At 60.9% G+C, this 21,931-nt stretch carries 18 protein-coding genes and 1 tRNA gene; 13 read left to right on the top strand and 6 right to left on the bottom strand.

What is annotated here, in order from left to right:
- The first annotated feature begins 153 nt into the window (after positions 1-153).
- From eat to eutC, 3 genes are read left to right on the top strand one after another with little or no spacing between them, the layout of a single operon-like run.
- On the top strand, positions 154-1,557 hold the full coding sequence (gene eat, locus PQQ95_RS00555) for an ethanolamine permease (protein ID WP_408433637.1): 1,404 nt from the start codon (positions 154-156) through the stop codon (positions 1,555-1,557).
- Positions 1,558-1,600: 43 nt separating this feature from the next.
- Positions 1,601-2,995, top strand: coding sequence for an ethanolamine ammonia-lyase subunit EutB (locus tag PQQ95_RS00550; protein WP_408433634.1), 1,395 nt, complete (start codon positions 1,601-1,603; stop codon positions 2,993-2,995).
- Entirely contained in the window at positions 2,992-3,777 is a 786-nt protein-coding gene (gene eutC / locus PQQ95_RS00545) for an ethanolamine ammonia-lyase subunit EutC (RefSeq protein ID WP_408433632.1), read from the top strand. The genes PQQ95_RS00550 and eutC overlap by 4 nt, the downstream gene beginning before the upstream one ends.
- 67 nt (positions 3,778-3,844) lie before the next feature.
- Here eutC and PQQ95_RS00540 read toward each other — a convergent pair whose 3' ends face one another.
- Together PQQ95_RS00540 and adh are read right to left on the bottom strand one after the other, a co-directional pair.
- Positions 3,845-4,240 carry a DUF779 domain-containing protein gene (locus PQQ95_RS00540; protein WP_408434523.1) on the bottom strand — a complete coding sequence of 132 codons (396 nt, stop codon included), beginning with the start codon at positions 4,238-4,240 and terminating at the stop codon, positions 3,845-3,847.
- A 75-nt stretch (positions 4,241-4,315) separates the two neighbouring features.
- Positions 4,316-5,836 (bottom strand): aldehyde dehydrogenase, encoded by a 1,521-nt coding sequence (adh, locus tag PQQ95_RS00535; protein ID WP_408433630.1) that lies wholly within the window; start codon positions 5,834-5,836, stop codon positions 4,316-4,318.
- 325 nt (positions 5,837-6,161) lie between these two features.
- Between adh and PQQ95_RS00530 the strand changes: the two genes are divergently transcribed.
- Positions 6,162-7,205 (top strand): helix-turn-helix domain-containing protein, encoded by a 1,044-nt coding sequence (locus PQQ95_RS00530; protein WP_408433627.1) that lies wholly within the window; start codon positions 6,162-6,164, stop codon positions 7,203-7,205.
- 82 nt (positions 7,206-7,287) lie between these two features.
- On the opposite strand, the gene PQQ95_RS00525 is transcribed toward PQQ95_RS00530, so the two are convergent.
- Complete coding sequence (locus PQQ95_RS00525; RefSeq protein WP_408433624.1) at positions 7,288-9,744, bottom strand: heavy metal translocating P-type ATPase; 2,457 nt, start codon at positions 9,742-9,744, stop codon at positions 7,288-7,290.
- An 80-nt stretch (positions 9,745-9,824) separates the two neighbouring features.
- On the opposite strand from PQQ95_RS00525, the gene cadR reads away from it, so the two are divergent.
- From cadR to PQQ95_RS00500, 5 genes are all read left to right on the top strand, one after another.
- Complete coding sequence (cadR, locus tag PQQ95_RS00520; protein WP_408433622.1) at positions 9,825-10,256, top strand: Cd(II)/Pb(II)-responsive transcriptional regulator; 432 nt, start codon at positions 9,825-9,827, stop codon at positions 10,254-10,256.
- A 111-nt stretch (positions 10,257-10,367) separates the two neighbouring features.
- Positions 10,368-10,568 (top strand): hypothetical protein, encoded by a 201-nt coding sequence (locus PQQ95_RS00515; RefSeq protein WP_028197690.1) that lies wholly within the window; start codon positions 10,368-10,370, stop codon positions 10,566-10,568.
- A gap of 53 nt (positions 10,569-10,621) precedes the next feature.
- Positions 10,622-12,025 carry an ATP-dependent RNA helicase DbpA gene (gene dbpA / locus PQQ95_RS00510; RefSeq protein ID WP_408433619.1) on the top strand — a complete coding sequence of 468 codons (1,404 nt, stop codon included), beginning with the start codon at positions 10,622-10,624 and terminating at the stop codon, positions 12,023-12,025.
- Positions 12,026-12,402: 377 nt separating this feature from the next.
- Positions 12,403-13,557, top strand: coding sequence for a pyridoxal phosphate-dependent aminotransferase (locus PQQ95_RS00505; protein ID WP_408433617.1), 1,155 nt, complete (start codon positions 12,403-12,405; stop codon positions 13,555-13,557).
- Between the two features lie 52 nt (positions 13,558-13,609).
- Entirely contained in the window at positions 13,610-14,404 is a 795-nt protein-coding gene (locus tag PQQ95_RS00500; protein ID WP_408433614.1) for an ABC transporter substrate-binding protein, read from the top strand.
- Positions 14,405-14,528: 124 nt separating this feature from the next.
- On the opposite strand, the gene PQQ95_RS00495 is transcribed toward PQQ95_RS00500, so the two are convergent.
- Together PQQ95_RS00495 and PQQ95_RS00490 are read right to left on the bottom strand one after the other, a co-directional pair.
- Complete coding sequence (locus tag PQQ95_RS00495; RefSeq protein WP_408433612.1) at positions 14,529-15,272, bottom strand: UPF0149 family protein; 744 nt, start codon at positions 15,270-15,272, stop codon at positions 14,529-14,531.
- A 137-nt stretch (positions 15,273-15,409) separates the two neighbouring features.
- Positions 15,410-15,485: transfer RNA gene (locus PQQ95_RS00490), tRNA-Lys, on the bottom strand.
- 205 nt (positions 15,486-15,690) lie between these two features.
- Here PQQ95_RS00490 and PQQ95_RS00485 point away from each other — a divergent pair.
- Together PQQ95_RS00485 and PQQ95_RS00480 are read left to right on the top strand one after the other, a co-directional pair.
- Positions 15,691-16,095 carry a PaaI family thioesterase gene (locus tag PQQ95_RS00485; RefSeq protein WP_097390878.1) on the top strand — a complete coding sequence of 135 codons (405 nt, stop codon included), beginning with the start codon at positions 15,691-15,693 and terminating at the stop codon, positions 16,093-16,095.
- A 44-nt stretch (positions 16,096-16,139) separates the two neighbouring features.
- Complete coding sequence (locus PQQ95_RS00480; RefSeq protein ID WP_408433609.1) at positions 16,140-17,015, top strand: patatin-like phospholipase family protein; 876 nt, start codon at positions 16,140-16,142, stop codon at positions 17,013-17,015.
- A gap of 151 nt (positions 17,016-17,166) precedes the next feature.
- Here PQQ95_RS00480 and PQQ95_RS00475 read toward each other — a convergent pair whose 3' ends face one another.
- Positions 17,167-18,180 (bottom strand): D-2-hydroxyacid dehydrogenase family protein, encoded by a 1,014-nt coding sequence (locus tag PQQ95_RS00475; protein WP_408433607.1) that lies wholly within the window; start codon positions 18,178-18,180, stop codon positions 17,167-17,169.
- A 376-nt stretch (positions 18,181-18,556) separates the two neighbouring features.
- Between PQQ95_RS00475 and PQQ95_RS00470 the strand changes: the two genes are divergently transcribed.
- Both PQQ95_RS00470 and gvmR read left to right on the top strand, forming a co-directional pair.
- Entirely contained in the window at positions 18,557-20,425 is a 1,869-nt protein-coding gene (locus PQQ95_RS00470) for a phosphoenolpyruvate carboxykinase (GTP) (RefSeq protein WP_408433605.1), read from the top strand.
- A gap of 342 nt (positions 20,426-20,767) precedes the next feature.
- Positions 20,768-21,868: a transcriptional regulator GvmR gene (gene gvmR, locus PQQ95_RS00465; RefSeq protein ID WP_408433602.1), complete on the top strand. Its 1,101-nt coding sequence runs from the start codon at positions 20,768-20,770 to the stop codon at positions 21,866-21,868.
- Positions 21,869-21,931 lie beyond the last annotated feature (63 nt).

Here is a 21,931-nt window from a genome sequence, read left to right as displayed (position 1 = left end):
GGAATTAAGCGTCCACTGACACAATCGCGCCCGAACTTTGCCGAATTTCGATAACACCTCGAATAATGGCTCACTACCATCGGCTGAAGCCTGTCGGCCCATGCACCGCAAAGCCTTGCGGCGTCGAGCAAGCGGCAACATCTGGAGCGCCCGATGAAATCAGAGTCCAAAAGTCAGCACGTCGGTAAAGTCACGCATCACGAGTTGAAGCAGACACTCGGCACATGGCAACTGTGGGGGATCGCGGTCGGTCTGGTCATTTCCGGCGAGTATTTCGGCTGGAGCTACGGCTGGGCAAGCGCCGGCACACTCGGCTTCGTCATCACGGCGGTTTTCATCGCCGCGATGTACACCACCTTCATTTTCAGTTTCACCGAGCTCACCACGTCGATTCCGCATGCAGGCGGCCCGTTTGCCTACGCCCGTCACGCTTTTGGTCCGACCGGCGGTTATCTGGCGGGCGCGGCGACGTTAGTCGAATTCGTGTTCGCCCCACCCGCGATTGCACTCGCGATCGGCGCCTATCTGCACGTACAGTTTCCCGGTCTCGAGCCGAAACACGCGGCGATGGGCGCGTATCTGGTCTTCATGGCGCTGAATATCGTCGGCGTGCAGATCGCCGCGGCCTTCGAGTTGTGCGTGACGCTGCTCGCGATCTTCGAGTTGCTGGTGTTCATGGGCGTCGTGTCGCCGGGCTTCCAGTGGTCGAACTTCACGAAGGGCGGCTGGTCTGGCGCGGACACGTTCAGCATGGGCTCGTTCCACGGCATGTTCGCGGCGATTCCGTTTGCCATCTGGTTTTTCCTCGCGATCGAAGGTGTCGCGATGGCCGCCGAAGAAGCCAAGAATCCGAAGCGTTCGATTCCTATCGCCTACGTCGCCGGCATTCTGACACTGGTGCTGCTCGCCATCGGCGTGATGGTATTCGCAGGCGCGGCAGGCGACTGGACCAAACTGTCGAACATCAACGATCCGCTGCCGCAGGCCATGAAATTCATCGTCGGCGAACATAGCGGCTGGATGCATATGCTCGTGTGGCTCGGCCTGTTCGGGCTCGTCGCCTCGTTTCACGGCATCATCCTCGGCTACTCGCGGCAGATTTTCGCGCTGGCTCGCGCGGGTTATCTGCCGGAGTGGCTCGCCAAGGTGCATCCGCGCTTCAAGACGCCGCATCGCGCAATCATTGCGGGCGGCGTGGTCGGCATCGCCGCGATCTATAGCGACGAGCTGATCCAGTTCGGCGGCCAGACGCTGACGGCGAACATCGTGACGATGTCCGTATTTGGCGCTATCGTGATGTATATCATCAGCATGTTGTCGCTGTTCAAGCTGCGCCGCTCGGATCCGAACATGGAGCGCCCGTTCCGCGCGCCGCTGTTTCCGTTCTTTCCGGCGTTCGCGCTGGTGGCCGCGGTGATTTGTCTGGCAACAATGGTCTACTTCAATTTCCTGGTGGCCATCGTGTTCGCGATCTTCCTCGCGCTCGGCTACGTCTACTTCCTGTTGACGCGCCATCAACGCGAAGCAGCGCCGTCGGACGCTTTGCTCGAAGAGTGACGGATCGAGCCGCTGCGCAAGCAGCGGCGATGGAGTCGTAAAGATGAGCTACACCGAGACAATCGGCAGCCGCACTTATCGTTTTGCCGACCTGAAAACGTTGATGGCGAAGGCCAGTCCGCAGCGTTCCGGCGACCAGCTCGCGGGCGTCGCGGCGGCGAGTGAAGAAGAGCGCGTTGCGGCCAAGATGGCGCTCGCTCAGACACCGCTGCGCACGTTTCTCAACGAAGCGTTGATTCCGTACGAGAGCGACGAGGTCACGCGCCTCGTGATCGACGATCACTCGCCGCAAGCGTTCGCCGAGATCTCGCATCTGACGGTCGGGGATTTCCGCAACTGGCTGTTGAGCAGCACGACCGATGCGGCCGCGCTCACGCGGATCACCGCCGGCCTCACGCCGGAGATGGTCGCGGCGGTCTCGAAGTTGATGCGCAATCAGGATCTGATCACCGTGGCGCGCAAACGTCCGGTGATTACGCGCTTTCGCAATACGATCGGTTTGCCGGGCCACATGTCGGTGCGTCTGCAACCGAATCATCCGACCGACGACGTCAAAGGTATCGCTGCGTCGATGCTCGACGGGCTGATGTACGGCTGTGGCGACGCGATGATCGGCATCAATCCGGCCAGCGACAATCTTGCCGCGATCACCAAGCTGCTGCTGATGATCGACGACTTCCGCCAACGTTATCAAGTGCCGACGCAATCATGTGTGCTGACTCACGTCACGAATACGATCGCGGCAATTGAAAAAGGCGCGCCGGTCGATCTCGTGTTTCAGTCGATTGCCGGTACGGAGAAAGCGAACGCGGGCTTCGGTATTTCGCTTGCGCTGTTGCAGGAAGCGTATGAAGCAGGGCTTTCGCTGAAACGCGGCACCGTCGGCCATAACCTGATGTATTTCGAAACGGGTCAAGGCAGCGCCTTATCGGCCGATGCGCATTTCGGCGTCGATCAACAGACGTGCGAAGTGCGCGCCTATGCAGTCGCGCGCAAGTTCAATCCATTTCTGGTTAACACGGTGGTCGGCTTCATCGGACCGGAGTATCTGTACGATGGCAAGCAGATCACACGCGCGGGTCTCGAAGATCACTTCTGCGGCAAGCTGCTCGGCGTGCCGATGGGTTGCGACATCTGCTATACGAATCACGCAGAAGCCGATCAGGACGACATGGATAACCTGCTCACGTTATTAGGCGTGGCGGGCATTAATTTCATCATGGGTATTCCGGGGGCGGACGATGTGATGCTCAATTATCAAAGCACCTCTTTCCACGACGCCCTCTATGTGCGCGATGTGCTCGGCTTGCGCCGTGCGCCGGAATTCGAAGAATGGCTGGAGTCCATGCAGATCACCGACGCACGCGGCGCGTTGCTGAGTGCATCGTCACAGCAACCGCTGCTGCAAGGCGCAAATGACTGGATAGGCATTGCATGAGTGACTTCCTCGAAAAGAATCCGTGGAATGCGCTGCGGCAGTTCACCAATGCGCGCATCGCGTTAGGTCGCGCGGGCAACAGTTTGCCGACTGCACCGTTGCTGGCGTTCAACCTCTCACATGCGCAAGCGCGCGACGCGGTGCATCATCCGCTCGATACGAACGTACTGCACGAACAGTTGCGCACACTAGATTTCAGCACACTGGATGTGCATAGTGCCGCGCCCGATCGCGAGCATTATTTGCGGCGTCCTGATCTCGGCAGGCGTTTGAGCGATGAGAGTCGCGCAGCGCTCGGACAATTCAAGGTCGAGTCACCGGAGGTCGTTTTCGTCATCGCCGACGGTCTCTCCGCATTCGCTGCATCGAAACAATCGATTCCGCTGCTGCAAGCCGTTTGCACCAAACTCACAGACTGGAAGATCGGCCCGGTAGTAGTCGCACGGCAGGCCCGCGTCGCGCTCGGTGATGAAATCGGCGAACTGCTCAAGGCCAAACTAGTTGTGATGTTGATTGGCGAGCGTCCGGGTTTGAGTTCGCCTGATAGCCTCGGCATCTACCTGACGTACGCCCCTAAAGTGGGTTGCAGCGATGCGCAACGCAACTGTATTTCGAATGTTCGGCCTGAAGGTCTCAACTACGAATCAGCGGCGCACAAGTTGCACTATCTGCTGACGCACGCGCGGCGCCTGGGTCTCACGGGCGTTGGTTTGAAAGACGATAGCGATGCGCTGCTAGCGAGTACACCGACAACACCGGTAGTCGGCGCCGATTCAAATTAAACACGTGCTCGCTGACGAGCACGCGCGCGGCCAGCGACAATCCGAACTCAGGTGCGGTATAGAAACGCTAAGCATCCGCCCGTTCTACCGGGTGGGTTTCCAGCCACGCGTTTTCGTCGTCTTCGAACAGTCGCGAGCGTGTCAAAAACCGCAGCCCGCTCGGCCGCTCCAAAGAAAACATTCCGCCATTCCCCGGCACCACGTCGATGATCAACTGCGTGTGCTGCCAGTATTCAAACTGCGATTCGCTCATATAGAACGGCACGCCGGCAATGGTGCCGAGTTTCACATCGGACGAGCCGACCATGAACTCACTCTGAGGGAACATCATCGGCGCGCTGCCGTCGCAGCATCCGCCGGATTGGTGAAACAGCACGGCCCCGTGTTCGGCGCATAGCTTATCGATCAAATCGATCGCCGCAGGCGTGGCTATTACACGCGAGACTTGCTTCTCATCAGCCATCATAAGCCCTCGCTGAAAAAGAGCGAGCCGCGCAAAGCGGCCCGCTCGAACGGAATTGCTAACGCTTCGTCAAGCTTAGAAGAAACCGAGCGGCTTATCGCTATAGCTGACCAGCAGGTTCTTGGTCTGCTGATAGTGATCGAGCATCATCTTGTGATTTTCGCGGCCGATACCCGATTGCTTGTAGCCACCGAACGCAGCATGTGCCGGATACGCGTGATAGCAGTTGGTCCACACGCGGCCCGCCTGGATTTGCCGGCCGAAGCGATAGGCGCGCGTACCGTCGCGAGTCCAGACACCGGCGCCCAGACCGTAGAGCGTATCGTTGGCGATCTCGAGCGCTTCGTCTTCGTTCTTGAAGGTCGTCACGGAAACGACCGGCCCGAAGATTTCTTCCTGGAAGATGCGCATCTTGTTGTGGCCGCGGAATACGGTCGGCTTCACGTAGTAGCCTTTGCTCAGTTCGCCGTCGAGCGTATTGCGTTCACCGCCGATGAGACACTCCGCACCTTCCTGCTTGCCGAGATCGACGTACGAAAGGATTTTTTCCAACTGTTCCTGCGAGGCCTGTGCGCCGATCATCGTCTTCGTGTCGAGCGGGTGGCCTTGCGTGATCGCTGCCACGCGTTTCAACGCGCGCTCCATGAAACGGTCGTAAATCTTTTCGTCGATCAGCACACGTGAAGGACACGTGCACACTTCGCCCTGGTTCAGCGCGAACATCGTAAAGCCTTCGAGCGCTTTGTCGAAGTAGCTGTCGTCTTCGTTCATCACGTCGGCGAAGAAAATGTTCGGACTCTTGCCGCCGAGTTCTAGCGTCACCGGAATGATGTTCTGGCTCGCGTACTGCATGATCAGGCGACCGGTCGTTGTCTCGCCCGTGAACGCGATCTTCGCGATGCGTTTGTTCGACGCGAGCGGCTTGCCGGCTTCGAGGCCGAACCCGTTCACCACGTTCAGCACGCCCGGCGGCAGCAGATCGTGGATTAGTTCGAGCAGCACGAGAATCGACGCAGGCGTTTGCTCGGCCGGCTTCAGCACGACGCAATTGCCGGCGGCCAAGGCGGGCGCGAGCTTCCACACCGCCATCAGGATCGGGAAATTCCACGGAATGATCTGACCGACCACGCCGAGCGGTTCATGAAAGTGATAGGCGACGGTGTCGTGATCGATCTCGGATATCCCACCTTCCTGCGCACGCACGGCGCCGGCGAAATAACGGAAATGATCGATGGCCAACGGAATATCCGCAGCCATGGTTTCGCGCAGCGGCTTGCCGTTGTCGATCGTTTCAGCCACGGCGATGCGCTGGAGATTCGCTTCCATCCGGTCGGCGATACGGTTCAGGATGTTCGCGCGCTCGGTGGTCGACGTCTTGCCCCACGCTGCCTTCGCACGATGCGCGGCGTCGAGGGCGAGTTCGATATCGGCTTCGCGTGAGCGCGGGATCGACGTGAACGGCTCACCGGTGATTGGCGATACATTGTCGAAGTACTCGCCACCCACCGGTTTCACCCATTCGCCGCCGATAAAATTTCCATACTGTTTTTTGTACGGGAATTCGGTAGTCAGAAACTGCATCTCTGCGTGATTCATCTGTGTGCTCCTCACATGTTTGAATGGGCTATATTCGGCGCGATATTTCGCTGGCCGCGACAGACTAGAGCCAGAACTGTGCCAATGCACCGTGCTGGTGAGCGGCGCACGCGTAGCAAGCACGCCCGCGAAGCATGGCGCGCGGCATTGCTCACGTTGCCGATGAATGAACGATTCGTTTCTGAGCAGTGTGCATCGCCCTGTTCATAAATTGAACAGGGCGTGAGCACCTGCCGGTGAGATCAAGGCAACGTAAGCGGCAAATCTTTTCGGCATGGGAATTGCCTTCTTTTTCCGCTCGATATCCTGTTTTCGCAGATCCGGTATGACGATTGAATTCCGAAACGACAGCCTGACAGCACCGGCGCATGCGCAGCAGCCGAGCTTTTGCGTGCAGACCTGCGTCGCCTACGACGCCGACGAGCAAGCGCGTAATCTTCACGGCTGGAGCCAGACCTACGACCAATTGACCGCAGGCCGTTTCGTCGGCGGTTTGACGGAGTTGTGCCTCGACCACATGCAGGTATTTGTCGAAACCACCAGCCATACGCTGCGGCAGACCTGCGAGGTGCAGGAGGACGCCTACTGGTTCGGCATTCCGACTTGCCCCGAAGGATCCGGCCGTATCGACACACAGGTGATCGCGGGCGACGCGCTCGCATTTCGTCCAGGCGGGATCGAATTCGAATTGCTGACGTCGGCGGGCTACGAGATTTTCGGTGTGGTGGTGAAGGGTGACGTGCTGCGGCGGTACGCGGCCGACGTGGAGCGGGTCGGCCTGGCCGACCATCTGCCGAACACGGAAGTCGTGTCGATCGGCAAGGCTCGCAAGGAGCGCCTGTGCGCATCGCTGCGCCAGTTGCTTGATGACGGCGCCGCGAACGGTGCGCCGTTGTCCTCATTCGCACGCAACAATTTGCAGGCGTCGGTGCTGGCGTCGTTATTCGATGTGGGCGCGTTGCCTGCCGCGGAGCAGGTTGCAATGCCTGCGCGTGGGCGGCGTCAGTCGATTGTGTCGGAAGCGCGCGAGTATGTGCTGGCCCATCGGGACCGCGCGATCAATGTGCCGGAGTTGTGCGAACGGCTCCATGTGAGCCGCCGCACGTTGCAATACTGCTTTCAGGACGTGCTCGGCATGGCGCCCGCCACGTACCTGCGCACGATTCGCCTGAACGGCGCGCGACGCGATCTGTGCAATGCATCGCGTGAATCGCGTTCGGTTCAGGACATCGCCGCGGCGTGGGGCTTCTGGCATTTGAGCCAGTTTGCGACCGATTACCGGAAGCTATTCGGCCTGCGGCCTTCGGATACGTTGAAGGCCGCGAACAACGGTCGCGTGCAAACCGAAGATTATTCGTTCGCGCATTAGAGACGTTGGCGCCTGATCCGCTCTGGTGAAATTCGATTAATCCCCGCCATGCGTAAAGACGAGCAGACTCGAATGCGGCGTGTCACTTGCGCAATAGCCGCAAGCCATTCGCCACCACCAGCAGACTCGCGCCCACGTCGGCGAATACGGCCATCCACATCGTGCCCAGACCCATCACGGTCAGCACGAGGAAAACGCTCTTGATGCCCAGCGCCAGCGTGATGTTCTGCACCAGCACCGAATGCGTCGCCTTCGACAGACGAATGAACAGTGGAATCTTGCGCAGATCGTCGTCCATCAACGCGACGTCGGCGGTTTCGATCGCGGTGTCGGTGCCCATTGCGCCCATCGCAAAGCCGATGTCGGCGCGCGCCAGCGCGGGGGCATCGTTGATGCCGTCGCCGACCATGCCCACCGTCGCGCCTTCCTGCGACCACTGCGCCACCGCGTTCAGCTTGTCTTCGGGCAACTGATTGCCGCGCGCTTCGTCGATACCCACTTGCTGCGCGATCGCGGCGGCGGTATGCGGGTTGTCGCCGGTGAGCATGGCGGCTCGTACGCCGAGACGTTGCAACTCGGCAATGGCGGCGCGGCTCGTGTCCTTCACCGTATCGGCGACGGCGAACAGCGCGAGCACACGTTCGGCATCCACCAGCATCACGACGGTTTTGCCTTGCCCTTCGAGCGCGTCAAGCCGCGTTTCGAGCGACGCCGAACAGCGTCCGAGTTCTTCGACCAGCCGATGATTGCCGAGCCAATACGGCGAGCCGTCGATATCGCCGCGGACGCCGCGTCCTGCCAGCGCCTCGAACGCCTCGACTGTGGCGCTGGTGCTGACGATGCTTTCGCTTTTTGCCGCTGCCGCGATCGCCATCGACACGGGATGGTCCGAACGGCCCGCAAGGCTCGCCGCGAGTGACCTGCAACGAATCACGTCGACGTCGGCCAGCAGCTCGAACTCGGTTTGCACCGGCTTGCCGTGCGTGATCGTGCCGGTTTTGTCGAGTGCGAGCCAGCTCAGCTTGCGGCCCTGTTCGAGATAGGCGCCGCCTTTGATCAGAATGCCTTTGCGGGCGGCGGCAGCGAGACCGCTGACGATCGTCACCGGCGTCGAGATGACGAGCGCGCACGGACAGGCGATCACCAGCATCACCAGCGCCTTGTAGACCCATTCGTGCCACTGTCCGCCGAACAGCAGCGGCGGCAACACCGCCACGGCGAGTGCGGCAGCGAACACGATCGGCGTGTAGACGCGCGCGAACTGGTCGACGAAACGCTGTGTCGGCGCTTTGGTGCCCTGTGCTTCTTCGACCGCGTGAATGATGCGTGCGAGTGTCGTATTGCTGGCCGCGGCCGTGACGCGGTAGTCGAACGAACCGGCCTGGTTGATCGTGCCGGCGAACACCGCGTCGCCCACGGTCTTGTCGACAGGCAGGCTTTCACCGGTGATTGGCGCCTGATCGACGCTCGAGCGACCCGTGACGATTTCGCCATCGAGCGCGATTCGCTCGCCTGGCTTCACGCGTACTACCGCGCCGAGCACGATCGCCTTGAGGTCCATGAGACGCCAGTTGCCGTCGGCCTGCTGCACGCTCGCCTGCTCAGGCGTGAGTTGCATCAAGCCCTGGATAGCATTGCGGGCGCGGTCGAGCGACTTCGCTTCGATCAGTTCGGCGATGGTGAAGAGCACCATCACCATCGCGGCTTCCGGCCACTGCTGCAGGATCAGCGCGCCGGTTACCGCAATGCTCATCAGCGCGTTGATGTTGAGATTGCCGTTGCGGATCGCGAGCCAGCCCTTCTTGTACGTCGTGAGGCCACAGGAGGCGATCGCGATGAGCGCCAGACCCGCTGCCAGCCAGACAGGGGCGCCAAGCCAGCTGGAGGCCTCTGAGCTCACCGCAGCGATGCCCGCGAGCGCCAGCGGCCACCACGGCTTGGACGGCGCGCGAGGGGCGGTGGTTGCCGTGTCCGGGTTCGCGTCTGCCAACTCGGGCGTGAAGTCGAGCGAACGGAGCGCGGCGAGGATCGAACCGAGGGCATCCGGCGCGTGCACGACGGTCAACACGCGCTGCATCAGGTTGAAGTCCATGCTGCGCACGTACGGCATGCGGCTGAATTTCTTGCGGATCAGCGCTTCTTCGGTCGGACAGTCCATCTGCAGGATGCGGATCGCGGTGCGCACGTCGCTGCCAACGGCTTCCGATTGCGGGAGCTTGACCGGTGCGGCTGCCGCGTGCGCCGTTCCGCAACAGGCTGCTTCGGAGCTATGGTCGTGCGCTTTGGCGTCATGGCTGCAGCTGTCGCCGTGTTCGTGCACGTGTTCATGCTCCGGTTCGCGTGCATGTGCTTTGGGGTCATGATCGCAGCTCTCGCCGTGCTCGTGAGCATCTTCACATGCCACCGCTTCATGGCTGTGACCGCAGCTTTCGCTACGACCGTGACCTTCAGTGCTTTCATCGGCATGCCCGTCATGCCCGTGGGCACAGGCTTTGGCCCGTTCTGGACGGTCGGCTTCGGCGAGATTGGCGTGAGGCATGGGTGGCTTCCTGGTTCGATTTGTGGTCTAGTAAACACCTTGAAGCCACTACAAGGTCAAGGCCGCAATCCGGAGGGACCATGAAAATTGGCGAACTGGCGAAAATCGCCCATTGCACGACCGAAACCATCCGTTTCTACGAAAAAGAGGGTCTGTTGCCCGAAGCGGAGCGAACCGAGGCCAATTACCGCAGTTATTCGGCCCGACATGTGGAACGGCTGCGCTTCATCCGCAACTGCCGCGCGCTCGACATGACCCACGACGAAATCCGTGCGTTGCTGCGTCTGACAGACGCCCCGGCAGACGGCTGCGGCGGCATCAATAGCCTGATCGACGAGCATATTGCGCACGTCGACACGCGTATCGACGAATTGAAGCAACTGAAGGCGCAACTGACCACGCTGCGCGAGCAATGTCACGGCGAGCAGGCCGTTGAAGACTGCGGCATCGTCCAGGGCCTCACCGATATGGATGTAAGCGCCACGCGTGCGCGACATACCCATCTGGGTTGACGCGCACTGTCCATGTTGCCGGCGCCGCCGGCCATGGCAGTGACAGCATTCCCGGCTGGGCCCTGTATCCGGCCCACCCAATAAACAATCGAATCCAGTTGGAGAATCAACGTGTTTACCTGTAGAAACCAACCCTGCGGCGAGCAGTGGGAAATGTCGGACGTCGTCATCAAGAATGAAGGGCAGGGACTCCTGTTCCGTTGCCCGATGTGCGGCGCGCGTAATTACGTCGAACGTTTCGACGGAGAAGATGGCTCGGTGCTGTACGAGCAGATCGAAGGCCGCCCCGCCACCGGCCCCATGGCCGAATAGGCCCTGAGCGTCAGTCTCTTCAGCCTCTTCAGTCGATAGCGAGCCCACACACTATGAACACTCCCACTCAAGCCGGCGCGCCGTTTAGCCAGCTACCGCTACCGCCCGCTACGCTCGCCAATCTGACGCAGCTCGGCTACGTCGAGATGACGCCGATTCAGGCCGCGAGCCTGCCGATCGCGCTGGCCGGCAACGATCTCATCGCCCAGGCGAAAACCGGCAGCGGCAAGACCGCGGCCTTTTCGCTGGCGCTGCTCAACCGCCTCGACGTGCGCAACTTCGCCGTGCAGGCGATGGTGCTGTGCCCCACGCGCGAACTCGCCGATCAGGTCACGCAGGAAATCCGCCGTCTGGCGCGCGCCGAAGAAAACATCAAGGTGCTGACGCTGTGCGGCGGCACGCCAATGCGTCCGCAAACGGCCAGCCTCGAACACGGTGCGCATATCGTGGTCGGTACGCCGGGCCGGATCATGGATCACCTCGAGCGCGGCAGCCTGCCGTTGCAGTCGCTCAACACGCTGGTGCTCGACGAAGCCGATCGCATGCTCGACATGGGTTTCTTCGACGACATCGCCACCGTCGTGAAGCAATGCCCGAAAGAGCGGCAAACGCTGCTGTTTTCCGCGACATACCCGGAAGGCATCGTCAAGCTGAGCCAGCAATTCCTGCGTAATCCAAAGGAAGTGAAGCTCGCCGAGCGGCACGACAACACCAAGATTCGTCAGCGCTTCTATGAAGTGACCGAAGACCAGCGTCTGCATGCCGTCGGTCTGCTGCTGAACCACTATCGTCCGGTGAGTACGCTGGCGTTTTGCAACACCAAGCAGCAATGCCGCGATCTGCTCGACGTACTGCGCGCGCAGGGTTTTCATGCGCTGGCGCTGCACGGCGAACTCGATCAGCGTGAGCGCGATCAGGTGCTGATCCAGTTCGCGAACCGCAGTTGCTCGGTGCTGGTTGCCACCGACGTCGCTTCGCGCGGTCTGGACATCGCGGAGCTTGAAGCGGTGATCAACGTCGACGTCACGCCGGATCCGGAAGTGCACGTGCACCGCATCGGCCGCACGGGTCGCGCCGATCAGGAAGGCTGGGCGCTCAGTCTCGCCAGCATGAACGAGATGGGCCGCGTCGGCAGTCTCGAGCAGGCGCAGAAGCGTGAAGTCGAGTGGCATAAGCTGGCTGATCTCAAACCGGCGAGCAATGAACGGCTGCTGCCGCCGATGGAAACGCTGCAGATTCTCGGCGGCCGCAAGGAAAAAATCCGTCCGGGCGACGTGCTCGGCGCGCTGACTGGCGAAGCAGGTTTCGCCGGTTCGCAGATCGGCAAGATCAATGTGACGGAAATGTCGACCTATGTGGCCGTGGAGCGCAGCATTGCGCGCGACGCGTTGCGCAAGCTCAGCGCCGGCAAGGTGAAGGGCAAGAAGGTCAAAGTCCGCATGATGGACGACGCCTGATCCTCGATTAGTTTGCTGTTGACGGCTGCGACCGCCTGGTCGCAGCCGGGTTGGGCTGAAGCACTGCCGCGCGCCGTCGTAGCAAATAGCGGCAAATCGCAACGCCTCCTCACCGCCGTGCATCACATTACGTCATACCTCGACTGCTTTCCGCGCTCCCCCCGTGGCTGCATTTCTCCCGCTAAACCCCCGATTTCATTGCCTTAGCCTGCCCCAGCACGACATTGCGCGCGCCATGACGTAAACGCATGCCGCGCATGACAAAGTTTCGATTGTGACCGTTCTTTGGCTGATGCCTAATCATCGAACCGGATGGGATCGCCACGTTGTGGGCAGTCCGCGAATCCGCTGCCGGATGGAGAAAGGGAGATAGCCTTATGCAGAGCGCCATGCAAGCCCGCTCGAAACTGCCTGATGTAGGCACGACGATTTTTACCGTGATCGGCCAACTGGCCGCACAACACAATGCGCTGAATCTGTCGCAAGGTGCGCCGAATTTCGCGCCCGACGCGAAACTGATCGACGGCGTCGCGCAAGCCATGCGTGCCGGTCATAACCAGTACGCGCCGATGGCCGGCATCGCCGCCCTGCGCGAAGCGCTCGCCGACAAGGTCGAGACGCTGTACGGCGTGCGCTACGACCCGTCGAGTGAAGTCACCGTGATCGCCAGCGCCAGCGAAGGCCTGTATTCGACGATCAGCGCGCTGGTGCATCCCGGTGATGAGGTGATTTACTTCGAGCCGTCATTCGATAGCTACGGCCCGATCGTTCGCCTGCAAGGCGCAACGCCGATCGCGATCAAACTGTCGCTGACCGATTTCCGCGTGGACTGGGACGAGGTCGCCGCCGCGATCACGCCGAAGACGCGCATGATCATCATCAACACGCCGCACAATCCGACCGCGACCGTGTTCAGCGAGGCCGACATCGCGCGTCTGAAGGCGGTGACGCGCAATACCGACATCGTGATTCTCGCCGACGAAGTCTACGAACACGTGGTGTTCGACGGCGCCAAACATCAAAGCATGGCCTGCGATTCCGAACTCGCCGAACGCAGCGTGATCGTGTCGTCGTTCGGCAAGTCGTATCACGTGACCGGTTGGCGCGTTGGCTATTGCCTCGCGCCCGCCGCACTCATGGACGAGATTCGCAAAGTCCATCAGTTCATGGTGTTTTCTGCCGATACACCGATGCAGTACGCGTTTGTCGATGCATTGGCCAATCGCGAGAGCTATCTCGGGCTGTCCGCGTTCTATCAGAAGAAGCGCGATCTGCTCGCTAATGCGCTGCGCGAGTCGCGCTTCGAGTTGTTGCCGAGCGAAGGCAGCTTCTTCATGCTTGCGCGTTTCCGCGGCTTCTCGGAGGAAAGCGATAGCGATTTCGTGCTGCGCCTGATTCGCGATGCACGTGTCGCGACGATTCCGCTGTCGGCGTTTTATACCGACGGCACGGATTCCGGTTTGATCCGCCTGAGTTTCTCGAAGGACGACGCGACCTTGGTTGAAGGCGCGCGGCGTTTGTGCGAAATCTGATTCGCGCGCTGCATGCTGCGTGATAACAATATCGAAGGAAAAGGGACCCGTTATGAAGTTGCTCAAACCACTATTGGTGCTGACTTGCGCGTTGGCGTCGATTGCTGCTTCGTCAGCCGCGATTGCCGCGGACACCTCGCCGCTGCGTTTCGGGCTTGAGGCACAGTACCCGCCGTTCGAATCGAAAGGGCCGAACGGTGAGTTGCAAGGTCTCGACATCGACGTCGGCAATGCCGTGTGCGTTGCTGCGCATATGACGTGCAAATGGGTCGAAACCTCGTTCGACGGTTTGATTCCCGCGCTGCAAGGCCGCAAGTTCGACGCGATCAATTCTGCGATGAACGCCACCGAGCAGCGCCGTCAGGCGATCGATTTCACCACCGTGGTGTATCGCGTGCCGACTCAGTTGATCGCGAAGCGCGACAGCGGTTTGCTGCCGACGCCGGCGTCGTTGAAGGGCAAACGCGTCGGCGTGTTACAGGCGTCGATTCAGGAGACCTTTGCGAAGGCGCATTGGGAACCGGTGGGTGTCACTGTCGTGGCGTATCAGGATCAGAACCAGGCTTATACGGATCTCGTGGCGGGGCGCCTCGATGCGACGCTGGTTCTTGCGCCGGCCGGCCAGACAGGATTTCTGTCGAAGCCTACCGGCAAGGACTACGCGTTCGTCGGGCAACCGGTACGTGATGACAAGATTCTCGGCAGCGGCATCGCGTACGGGATTCGTAAAGGCGACACCGCGTTGCGTGACCAGCTGAATGCGGCGATCGCCAAAGTGCAGGCCGACGGGACTGTCAAGACGCTGGCGGCCAAGTACCTCGGCAATATCGACGTCTCGTCGAAGTAACTGACTGACCGTGCGCGGCGGATGCCGTGTTGTGATCGACGCCGCGAAATTCGTTTTCGGCGTCGATCATGCGACGCTCAACGGTATCGGGCGGTGGGGCGGGGTGTATTGGGGGAAATTGCTTTCAGTGGAGCGTGTCCGCAGCGCCGCAGCACTTCTTGAACTTCTTGCCGCTACCGCAAGGACACGGGTCGTTGCGGCCCACCTTGGGTTCGGTGCGCTGGATCGCGGCGAGCTTCTGCTCATGGACGGCCTGGCGGTGGGGAAGCCAGTAACGATAGATCGCGGCGATGCTGGCGGGAATCTGTTTGGTGAGGGCATCTCGCTGGCTTGCCGTGGCGACCAACTGCAGCTCTTCCGGCGTCAGCCCCTCGGAGCCCATCAGATGTAGCGGATTTAGCCAGGCCCGGTCCTGCTCGCTATCGAACAACGCTTGCCAATCTGCCCGAACCAGCGCGAGGCTCTGCATAAAACCGAAAGCCCACGCTTCGCCATCGATGTATTCGTGTTCACTGTCGTCGACCCGGCTGAAGCCAAACACCGGTTCGAACGCATCGGGATCATCTTCCAGGCAGGTAATGATGCCGTTCATGTTCCGCAAGATGAGCCCGAGAATGTGTTGGGCCTGATCCATCGTCTCGAACGCGGGCGCGTCATTCTCGCTGGGACCCCATACGCCGGGCAGCCAGTAACTGGGCGGCACGGTAGTCGGCCCGATGGCCAGCGCGGTCAGATAGCCGTCGAGTCCCTCGATCGTCAGTGTCTCTTCCGAGGTCATGTCGGAAACCAGAAACTCGTCGAGTTCGTCGAACTCCTGTTCGGAGAGCGGCGTAGCCAGATCGGCGGGGTTGAGTTTTGATTTGGACATGGCGAGGCTCCGGCGCTTCGAATCTTGGGTTCCGATGGGATGTCGGGGGACATACGGAGTCGGCTTGCTCACACGACGGCACCGGCGCCGCAAAGCAAAAAGCCCAGTCGCAAGGACCGGGCTTTTTGTTGAATCTTTGGTGGGGCGTGACAGATTCGAACTGTCGACCTACGGATTAAGAGTCCGCTGCTCTACCAGCTGAGCTAACGCCCCAAACAGAAGCGAAATTATGCAGTAACTTTCCGAGATTGCCAACCCCCTTTAGCAGATTTCTTAAAAAAATCTGGGAAGGGCGGCGATCCGGTACCCGCGCGGCCGGCCGTCAGGCGCCGGAAAGGCGCGCACTTCATCGTCCCGGTATCATGTCGCGGAAACCTTGCCGCACGAAGCGTCGCGCGGCTTTCGACCGGGGACCACCATGGATGACAAAGAGATTATCGAGTTGCTCGACCGCATCCTCGCGCCCTGGGTACGCGCGCTCACGCTGACCCCTGTCAAGGTCGACGAAGAGAGTGCGACGTTGCGCCTGCCGTTTTCTGGCGGCCTGCGTCATTCAGGCGGCGTGATCTGCGGGCAGGTCTTCATGGCGGCCGCCGACACGGCGATGATCGTCGCGATTTCGGCCGCGCTCGGCGGCTTCAAGCCGATGAGCACCGTCTCGCTCAACATCAGTTTCATGCGCGCGGTTCGCAATGGCGACGTGCTGATCACTGCGCGCGTGCTGCGCATGGGCCGTAATCTCGTGTTCGGCGAGGTCGAATTATTCGACGAAGCCGGCAACATGGCGGTCCACGCCACCACCACCTACGCGCTGCTCGACTGAAAACTGAATCGGGCCCGCAAGCGGCAATAGAGGGAAAAGCCAAGATGTTCGATCAGGTCGTATTCGCCGGTGGCGGCAATCGCTGCTGGTGGCAGGCGGGATTCTGGGACGTGGCGCAGCCGGAGCTGGATATCCGTCCGCGCGTCATCGCTGGCATTTCAGCCGGCGCCGCCACCGCGTGCATGCTCTATACGCGCGATTCCGACTGGGTCATGCGCTATTACGAAGACGCGCTGCGCCACAACACCCGCAACGCCTACTGGGGCAATCTGCTGCGTGGCGAATCGGTGTTTCCGCATTACCGGATCTACCGGCAGGCGTTGCTCGACATCTACCGCGACAAGTTCGCGACGCTTGCCGACGCACCCGAAATCCGCATCGGCGTGTCGCATCTGCCGCGTTGGCTCGGCGCGCGCAGCGCCGTTGCCGCGGGTCTGATCGCGTACAACATCGAGAAATACGTGCGCAAGACGCTGCATCCCACGCTCGGTCAGACGCTCGGCTTTCATCCGGAATTCGTGCGGGCGCAGGATTGCGCGACGGTCGAGGATCTCGCCGATCTGATCCTGCAATCGTCGAGTACGCCGCCGTTCACGCCGGTTTTGCGGCGCAATGGCCGCCCGGTGCTCGACGGCGGCATGGTCGACAACGTGCCGGTCGGCGCGCTCGACGCCGACGCGCCCGGCAACGTGCTGGTAATGGTCACGCGTCTTTATCCACGGCCGCAGATGTTCGTCGTGCCGCATGGTGTGCAGCAACGGCTCTACGTGCAGCCGTCGCGCAAGGTGCCGATTTCGAGTTGGGATTACACGAGCCCGTCGCAGATGGTGCATGCGTACAACCTCGGCCGCGCCGACGGCGAGGCCTTTCTCGAACGCATGCCCGATCTGCTGGAAGCCGGCGCGCGCGAAGCGCGTTGAGGCGAGCGACGGCGGCGCGGTTTCGAGGCAGCCGCCCCTCAGGCCACGCGCCAATGAGACTGGCGTGCAGATTAAAGCCTGAAACCGCTGTGAGGGTTGGCTCAGGCGTTTAACGCAGAAAATTGCGCCAGCAAATCATGCTGGAGATAAATTAACGCCGGCGCCCGCCCTGCAACGCTTCCGGATTCGTCACGCTGGCCGTATCGCCGGCGTCGAAAGCCAGAATGTTCTGGAATGCCGCGGCGAAATACAACTCGTAGCTCTCGCGTTCTACGTAGCCGATGTGCGGCGTGCAGATCACATTTTCCATGCGCAGCAGGCTGTAGCCCTGCAGAATCGGCTCGCTTTCATAGACGTCGATTGCGACCATCCCCGGACGGTTGTGCGACAACGCGTTCACCAGCGCGTTTTCGTCGAGCAGTTCGGCCCGGCTCGTATTCACGAGCAAGGCCGTGGGTTTCATCCGCATCAGGTCTTCCTGCTTGACGATGCCGCGCGTGTCGTCATGCAGGCGCAGGTGCAACGACAACACATCGCTCTGCTCGAACAGCGCTTCGCGGCTTTCGGCCACGCCATATCCGTCCGCTCGGGCCGCTTCGCGCGAATGCTCGCGACCCCAGATCAGCACGTTCATGCCGAACGCCTTGCCGTATCCGGCAAGCAAGCGGCCGATCTTGCCGTAACCCCAAATGCCCAGCGTCTGACCGCGCAACACCTGCCCCAAACCGAAGTTCGGCGGCAGCGCCGACGTCTTCAAACCGGACTGCTGCCAGGCCCCTTGCTTAAGGTTTGCTACGTATTGCGGAATCCGCCGTTGAGCCGCCATGATGAGAGCCCACGTCAGTTCGGCCGGTGCGATCGGCGAGCCGCTGCCCTCCAGCACGGCAATGCCGCGCTCGGTACAGGCTGCCAGATCGATATGGCTGGAGACTTTGCCAGTTTGACTGATCATGCGCAAACGCGGCAACTTGTCGAGTAGTTGCGAGCTGATGCGGGTGCGTTCGCGAATCAGGACAAGTGCGTCGACTTCGGAAAGACGGCTCGCCAGTTGGCCGAGGCCGCGGACCGTGTTGTTGAAAACCTTGACCTCATGGTCGGCCAGCAATTGAAAGCAGTCGAGCTTGCGGACGGCGTCCTGGTAATCGTCGAGGATGGCAATCTTCATGGTATGTGTCTTGCGGCGCACCATAGCGGTGCGGAACGGAGTGTTATGCTGACTGTCCCACCATGTGACCCAGGTCACATGCCGGTCTGGCTGAATGCCTTACTGTAGAAGCTGCCGCATAGAACGGCAGCGCCACGGCAAGGCCGATTGACATCGTTTTTAACAGTTTGTTGCACGTTGAGGCAAGTCGCTTTACAGACGGTTGCAGAAGGCCGTCGGCGGAAACCTCCGCGCAACACGCTGTGTGGCCCATGATGACCTGCACAATTGCGCGTCGGCTGGCAGGAATGTCGTCGCGATGAATTGAACGCCTCTCGCATGCAGCGTCGCTGGGCTTGTACCGTTTTTCTATTGCTTTCAAAACGGAGACAGGTCGATGAATCATCCCTCATTCGAAGGACAGCCCACTATCGAGGCGTCCGCAGGGGCGCCCGAGTGGGTCAAGCACCGAAAACTGATCGACTGGGTCCAGCGCGTTGCCGCCCTGACCAAGCCCGCTCGAATCGTCTGGTGCGACGGTTCACAGGAAGAGTACGACCGCCTGTGCGCCCAGATGGTCGAAGCCGGCACCCTCAAGAAACTCAATCCCGCCAAACGTCCCAATTCCTATCTGGCATGGTCCGATCCGTCGGACGTGGCGCGCGTCGAAGACCGTACGTTTATCTGCTCGCAGCGCCGGGAAGATGCGGGACCCACCAACAACTGGATCGAACCGGCTGAGATGCGCTCGACGCTCGACGGTCTGTTCGACGGCGCGATGCGCGGCCGCACCCTGTACGTGGTGCCGTTCTCGATGGGGCCGCTTGGTTCGCCGATCGCGCATATCGGTGTCGAATTGAGCGACAGCCCGTACGTGGTGACCAATATGCGCATCATGACGCGCATGGGCCGCAAGGTGTACGAGGTGCTGGGCGAAGACGGCGAGTTCGTGCCGTGCGTGCATTCGGTCGGCGCGCCGCTCGCGGCGGGCGCGAAAGACGTGCCGTGGCCGTGCAACGACACCAAATACATCGTCCATTTCCCCGAATCGCGCGAAATCTGGAGCTTTGGCTCGGGCTATGGCGGCAATGCGCTGCTCGGCAAGAAGTGCTTTGCGCTGCGCATCGCCTCCACGATGGGCCGTGCCGAAGGCTGGCTCGCCGAACACATGCTGATTCTCGGCGTGACATCGCCGGAAGGGCGCAAGCATCACGTCGCAGCGGCGTTTCCGTCGGCCTGTGGCAAGACCAACTTCGCGATGCTGATTCCGCCGCAAGGTCTGAACGGCTGGAAAATCTCCACCATCGGCGATGATATTGCATGGATCAAGCCGGGTAAGGACGGCCGTCTGTACGCGATCAATCCAGAGGCCGGTTATTTCGGCGTCGCGCCGGGCACGAGCGAAAAGACCAACTTCAACGCCATGGCGACGCTGAAGGAAAATGTCATCTTCACGAACGTCGCCCTGACTGACGACGGCGACGTCTGGTGGGAAGGCATGACCGACGTGCCGCCCGCGCACCTGATCGACTGGCAGGGCAAGGACTGGACGCCGGAGAGTGCGAAGGAGAGCGGACGCAAGGCCGCGCACCCGAACGCGCGCTTCACGGCGCCGGCTTCGCAATGTCCGTCGATCGACGCGGATTGGGAGAATCCGGCCGGCGTCGCAATCGACGCCTTCATTTTCGGAGGCCGCCGTTCGACCACCGTGCCGCTCGTCACGGAAGCGCGCAACTGGGTCGAAGGCGTCTACATGGCGGCCACCATGGGCTCGGAAACAACCGCAGCGGCGGCGGGGCAGCAGGGCGTGGTGCGCCGCGACCCGTTCGCAATGCTGCCGTTCTGCGGATACAACATGAGTGATTACTTCGGGCACTGGCTGAAAACCGGTGAGCGTCTCGAGAAACTGAACGCGAAGTTGCCGAAGATCTTCTGCGTCAACTGGTTCCGCAAGGGCGCGGACGGCAAGTTCGTCTGGCCGGGCTTCGGCGAGAACATGCGTGTGTTGAGCTGGATGGTCGGGCGCGTCGAAGGCAAGGCGCAAGGTGAAGAGCACGCGTTCGGCGTGTCGCCGCACTATGAAGACATCGACTGGAGCGGTCTGGATTTCAGCCGCGAGCAATTCCAGCAGGTGATTTCGGTCGACGACGCAGCATGGCGTTCCGAACTCGCACTCCATGCCGAGCTGTTTGACACATTGCAGCAAGGTCTGCCGCCGGCTTTGACCGAGGCAAAACGCGCGCTTGAAGGGAAACTCGCAGCCTGATCAGGTGAGTATTCACTTCGCATGGAAGCCGCCTTCGGGCGGCTTTTCTTTGCCGGTCGGACCCCGTATCGTGATTTTTTCTGATTTCACAATGCCGGGATGACCTTTGCGTCTGTTCGAACAAAAAAGACAGTGCAAGCTGCGATGCAGCAAATTGTTGCTCTTGTCGGAACAATCGAGGTTCGTACCCCACACAAGGGAACACAGTCGCACAAATATCGACAATATTTCGTCTTTCGCGGGCAACTTCTGCACGATTTCGCGAGTCGTAGGAGAATTCCAAGTTCGCTTCACTGGTTTTCACTAATTGTCAGGAAGCTGTAACACGGCAGGAGTTGTCCTATGGATCATTTGCAGTCGATGCGAGTTTTCGTCAAAGTGGCGGATCTCGGCAGTTTTGCCCGCGCTGCGAGCGCGATGGATATTTCCAACGCAGTTGCCACCCGTCACGTTGCCGATCTCGAAGGCCGTCTTGGTACGCGGCTGCTCAATCGCACAACCCGCAGCTTGTCTTTGACCGAATCCGGTCAGGTTTATCTCGAGCGCGCGCGCCAGATTCTCGACGAACTGGAAGACGTCGAGCAGATGGTGGTCGCGCGGAATCACGAACCCGTCGGCACGCTGCGAATCGTCGCACCGGTCGTGTTCGGGTTGCATAACCTTGCGCCCGTGCTGCAGACGTACGCGGAGCGCTATCCGAAAGTCATTCCCGATGTCACGCTGGTCGACCGTCAGGTCGATCTGGTCGAAGAAGGTTTCGACGTGGGCGTGGTGGTCACACGGCAGATGCGCAGCGCGAGCATTGTTACGCGGCGTTTGACCACGGGTTGCATGACCGTGTGTGCGACCCCGGCGTATCTGGAAAAACATGGCACGCCCACGCGCCCCGAGCATCTGCTCGAGCACCCGTGCCTGAGCTTGCCGTCCGAGTATTGGGGCGATGAGCGGGTGTTCACGGGTTCGGAAGGTGAAGTGCGGGTGCGGCCGGTCAACGTCATCGTGGCGAACAACACGGAAATGCTGCGGCAGTTCGCGTTGCTCGGCATGGGCATCGCGATTCTGCCGAGCTATCTGATCGGCCGTGACATGACGCGCGGCAGGCTCGTGCGTTTGCTTGGCGATTTCCGTTTGCCGCAGGTCGAGATCAACATCGCGTATCCGAGCCGCCGCCACTTGCCGGCAAAGGTGCGTACGTTCATCGATCATCTGGTCGAGCATTTCAGCCAGACGCCGAACAGTCTGCTCGGCGAGCAATGGATCAAGGACGGCCTTGGCAGGTCCGCCACGTCTGCCGCGCTCGATTCCGCGGATCAGCTGCCGCCGGAAGCATTCGACGGCGCCGAGCCGCTGTCACGGCTTCTGGATAGCGAGTTATCTCCGCTGCCGAAGACTTTAGCGAAGACGGCGAATCGGCCGCGGTCCACCGTGCTGTCGCCGCTGTAACGATTCGGGCGATGGCGCCGGCTGTGCGTTTGATGTGAGCGCAGTAGTCGGGCCGGCAAATAA

The sequence above is a fragment of the Paraburkholderia caffeinilytica genome, from assembly GCF_046030355.1.
In the GTDB taxonomy this organism is placed as follows: domain Bacteria; phylum Pseudomonadota; class Gammaproteobacteria; order Burkholderiales; family Burkholderiaceae; genus Paraburkholderia; species Paraburkholderia caffeinilytica_B.
Note: the sequence above shows the minus strand (reverse complement) of the source record. Positions and strands in the feature narration are given on the sequence as shown.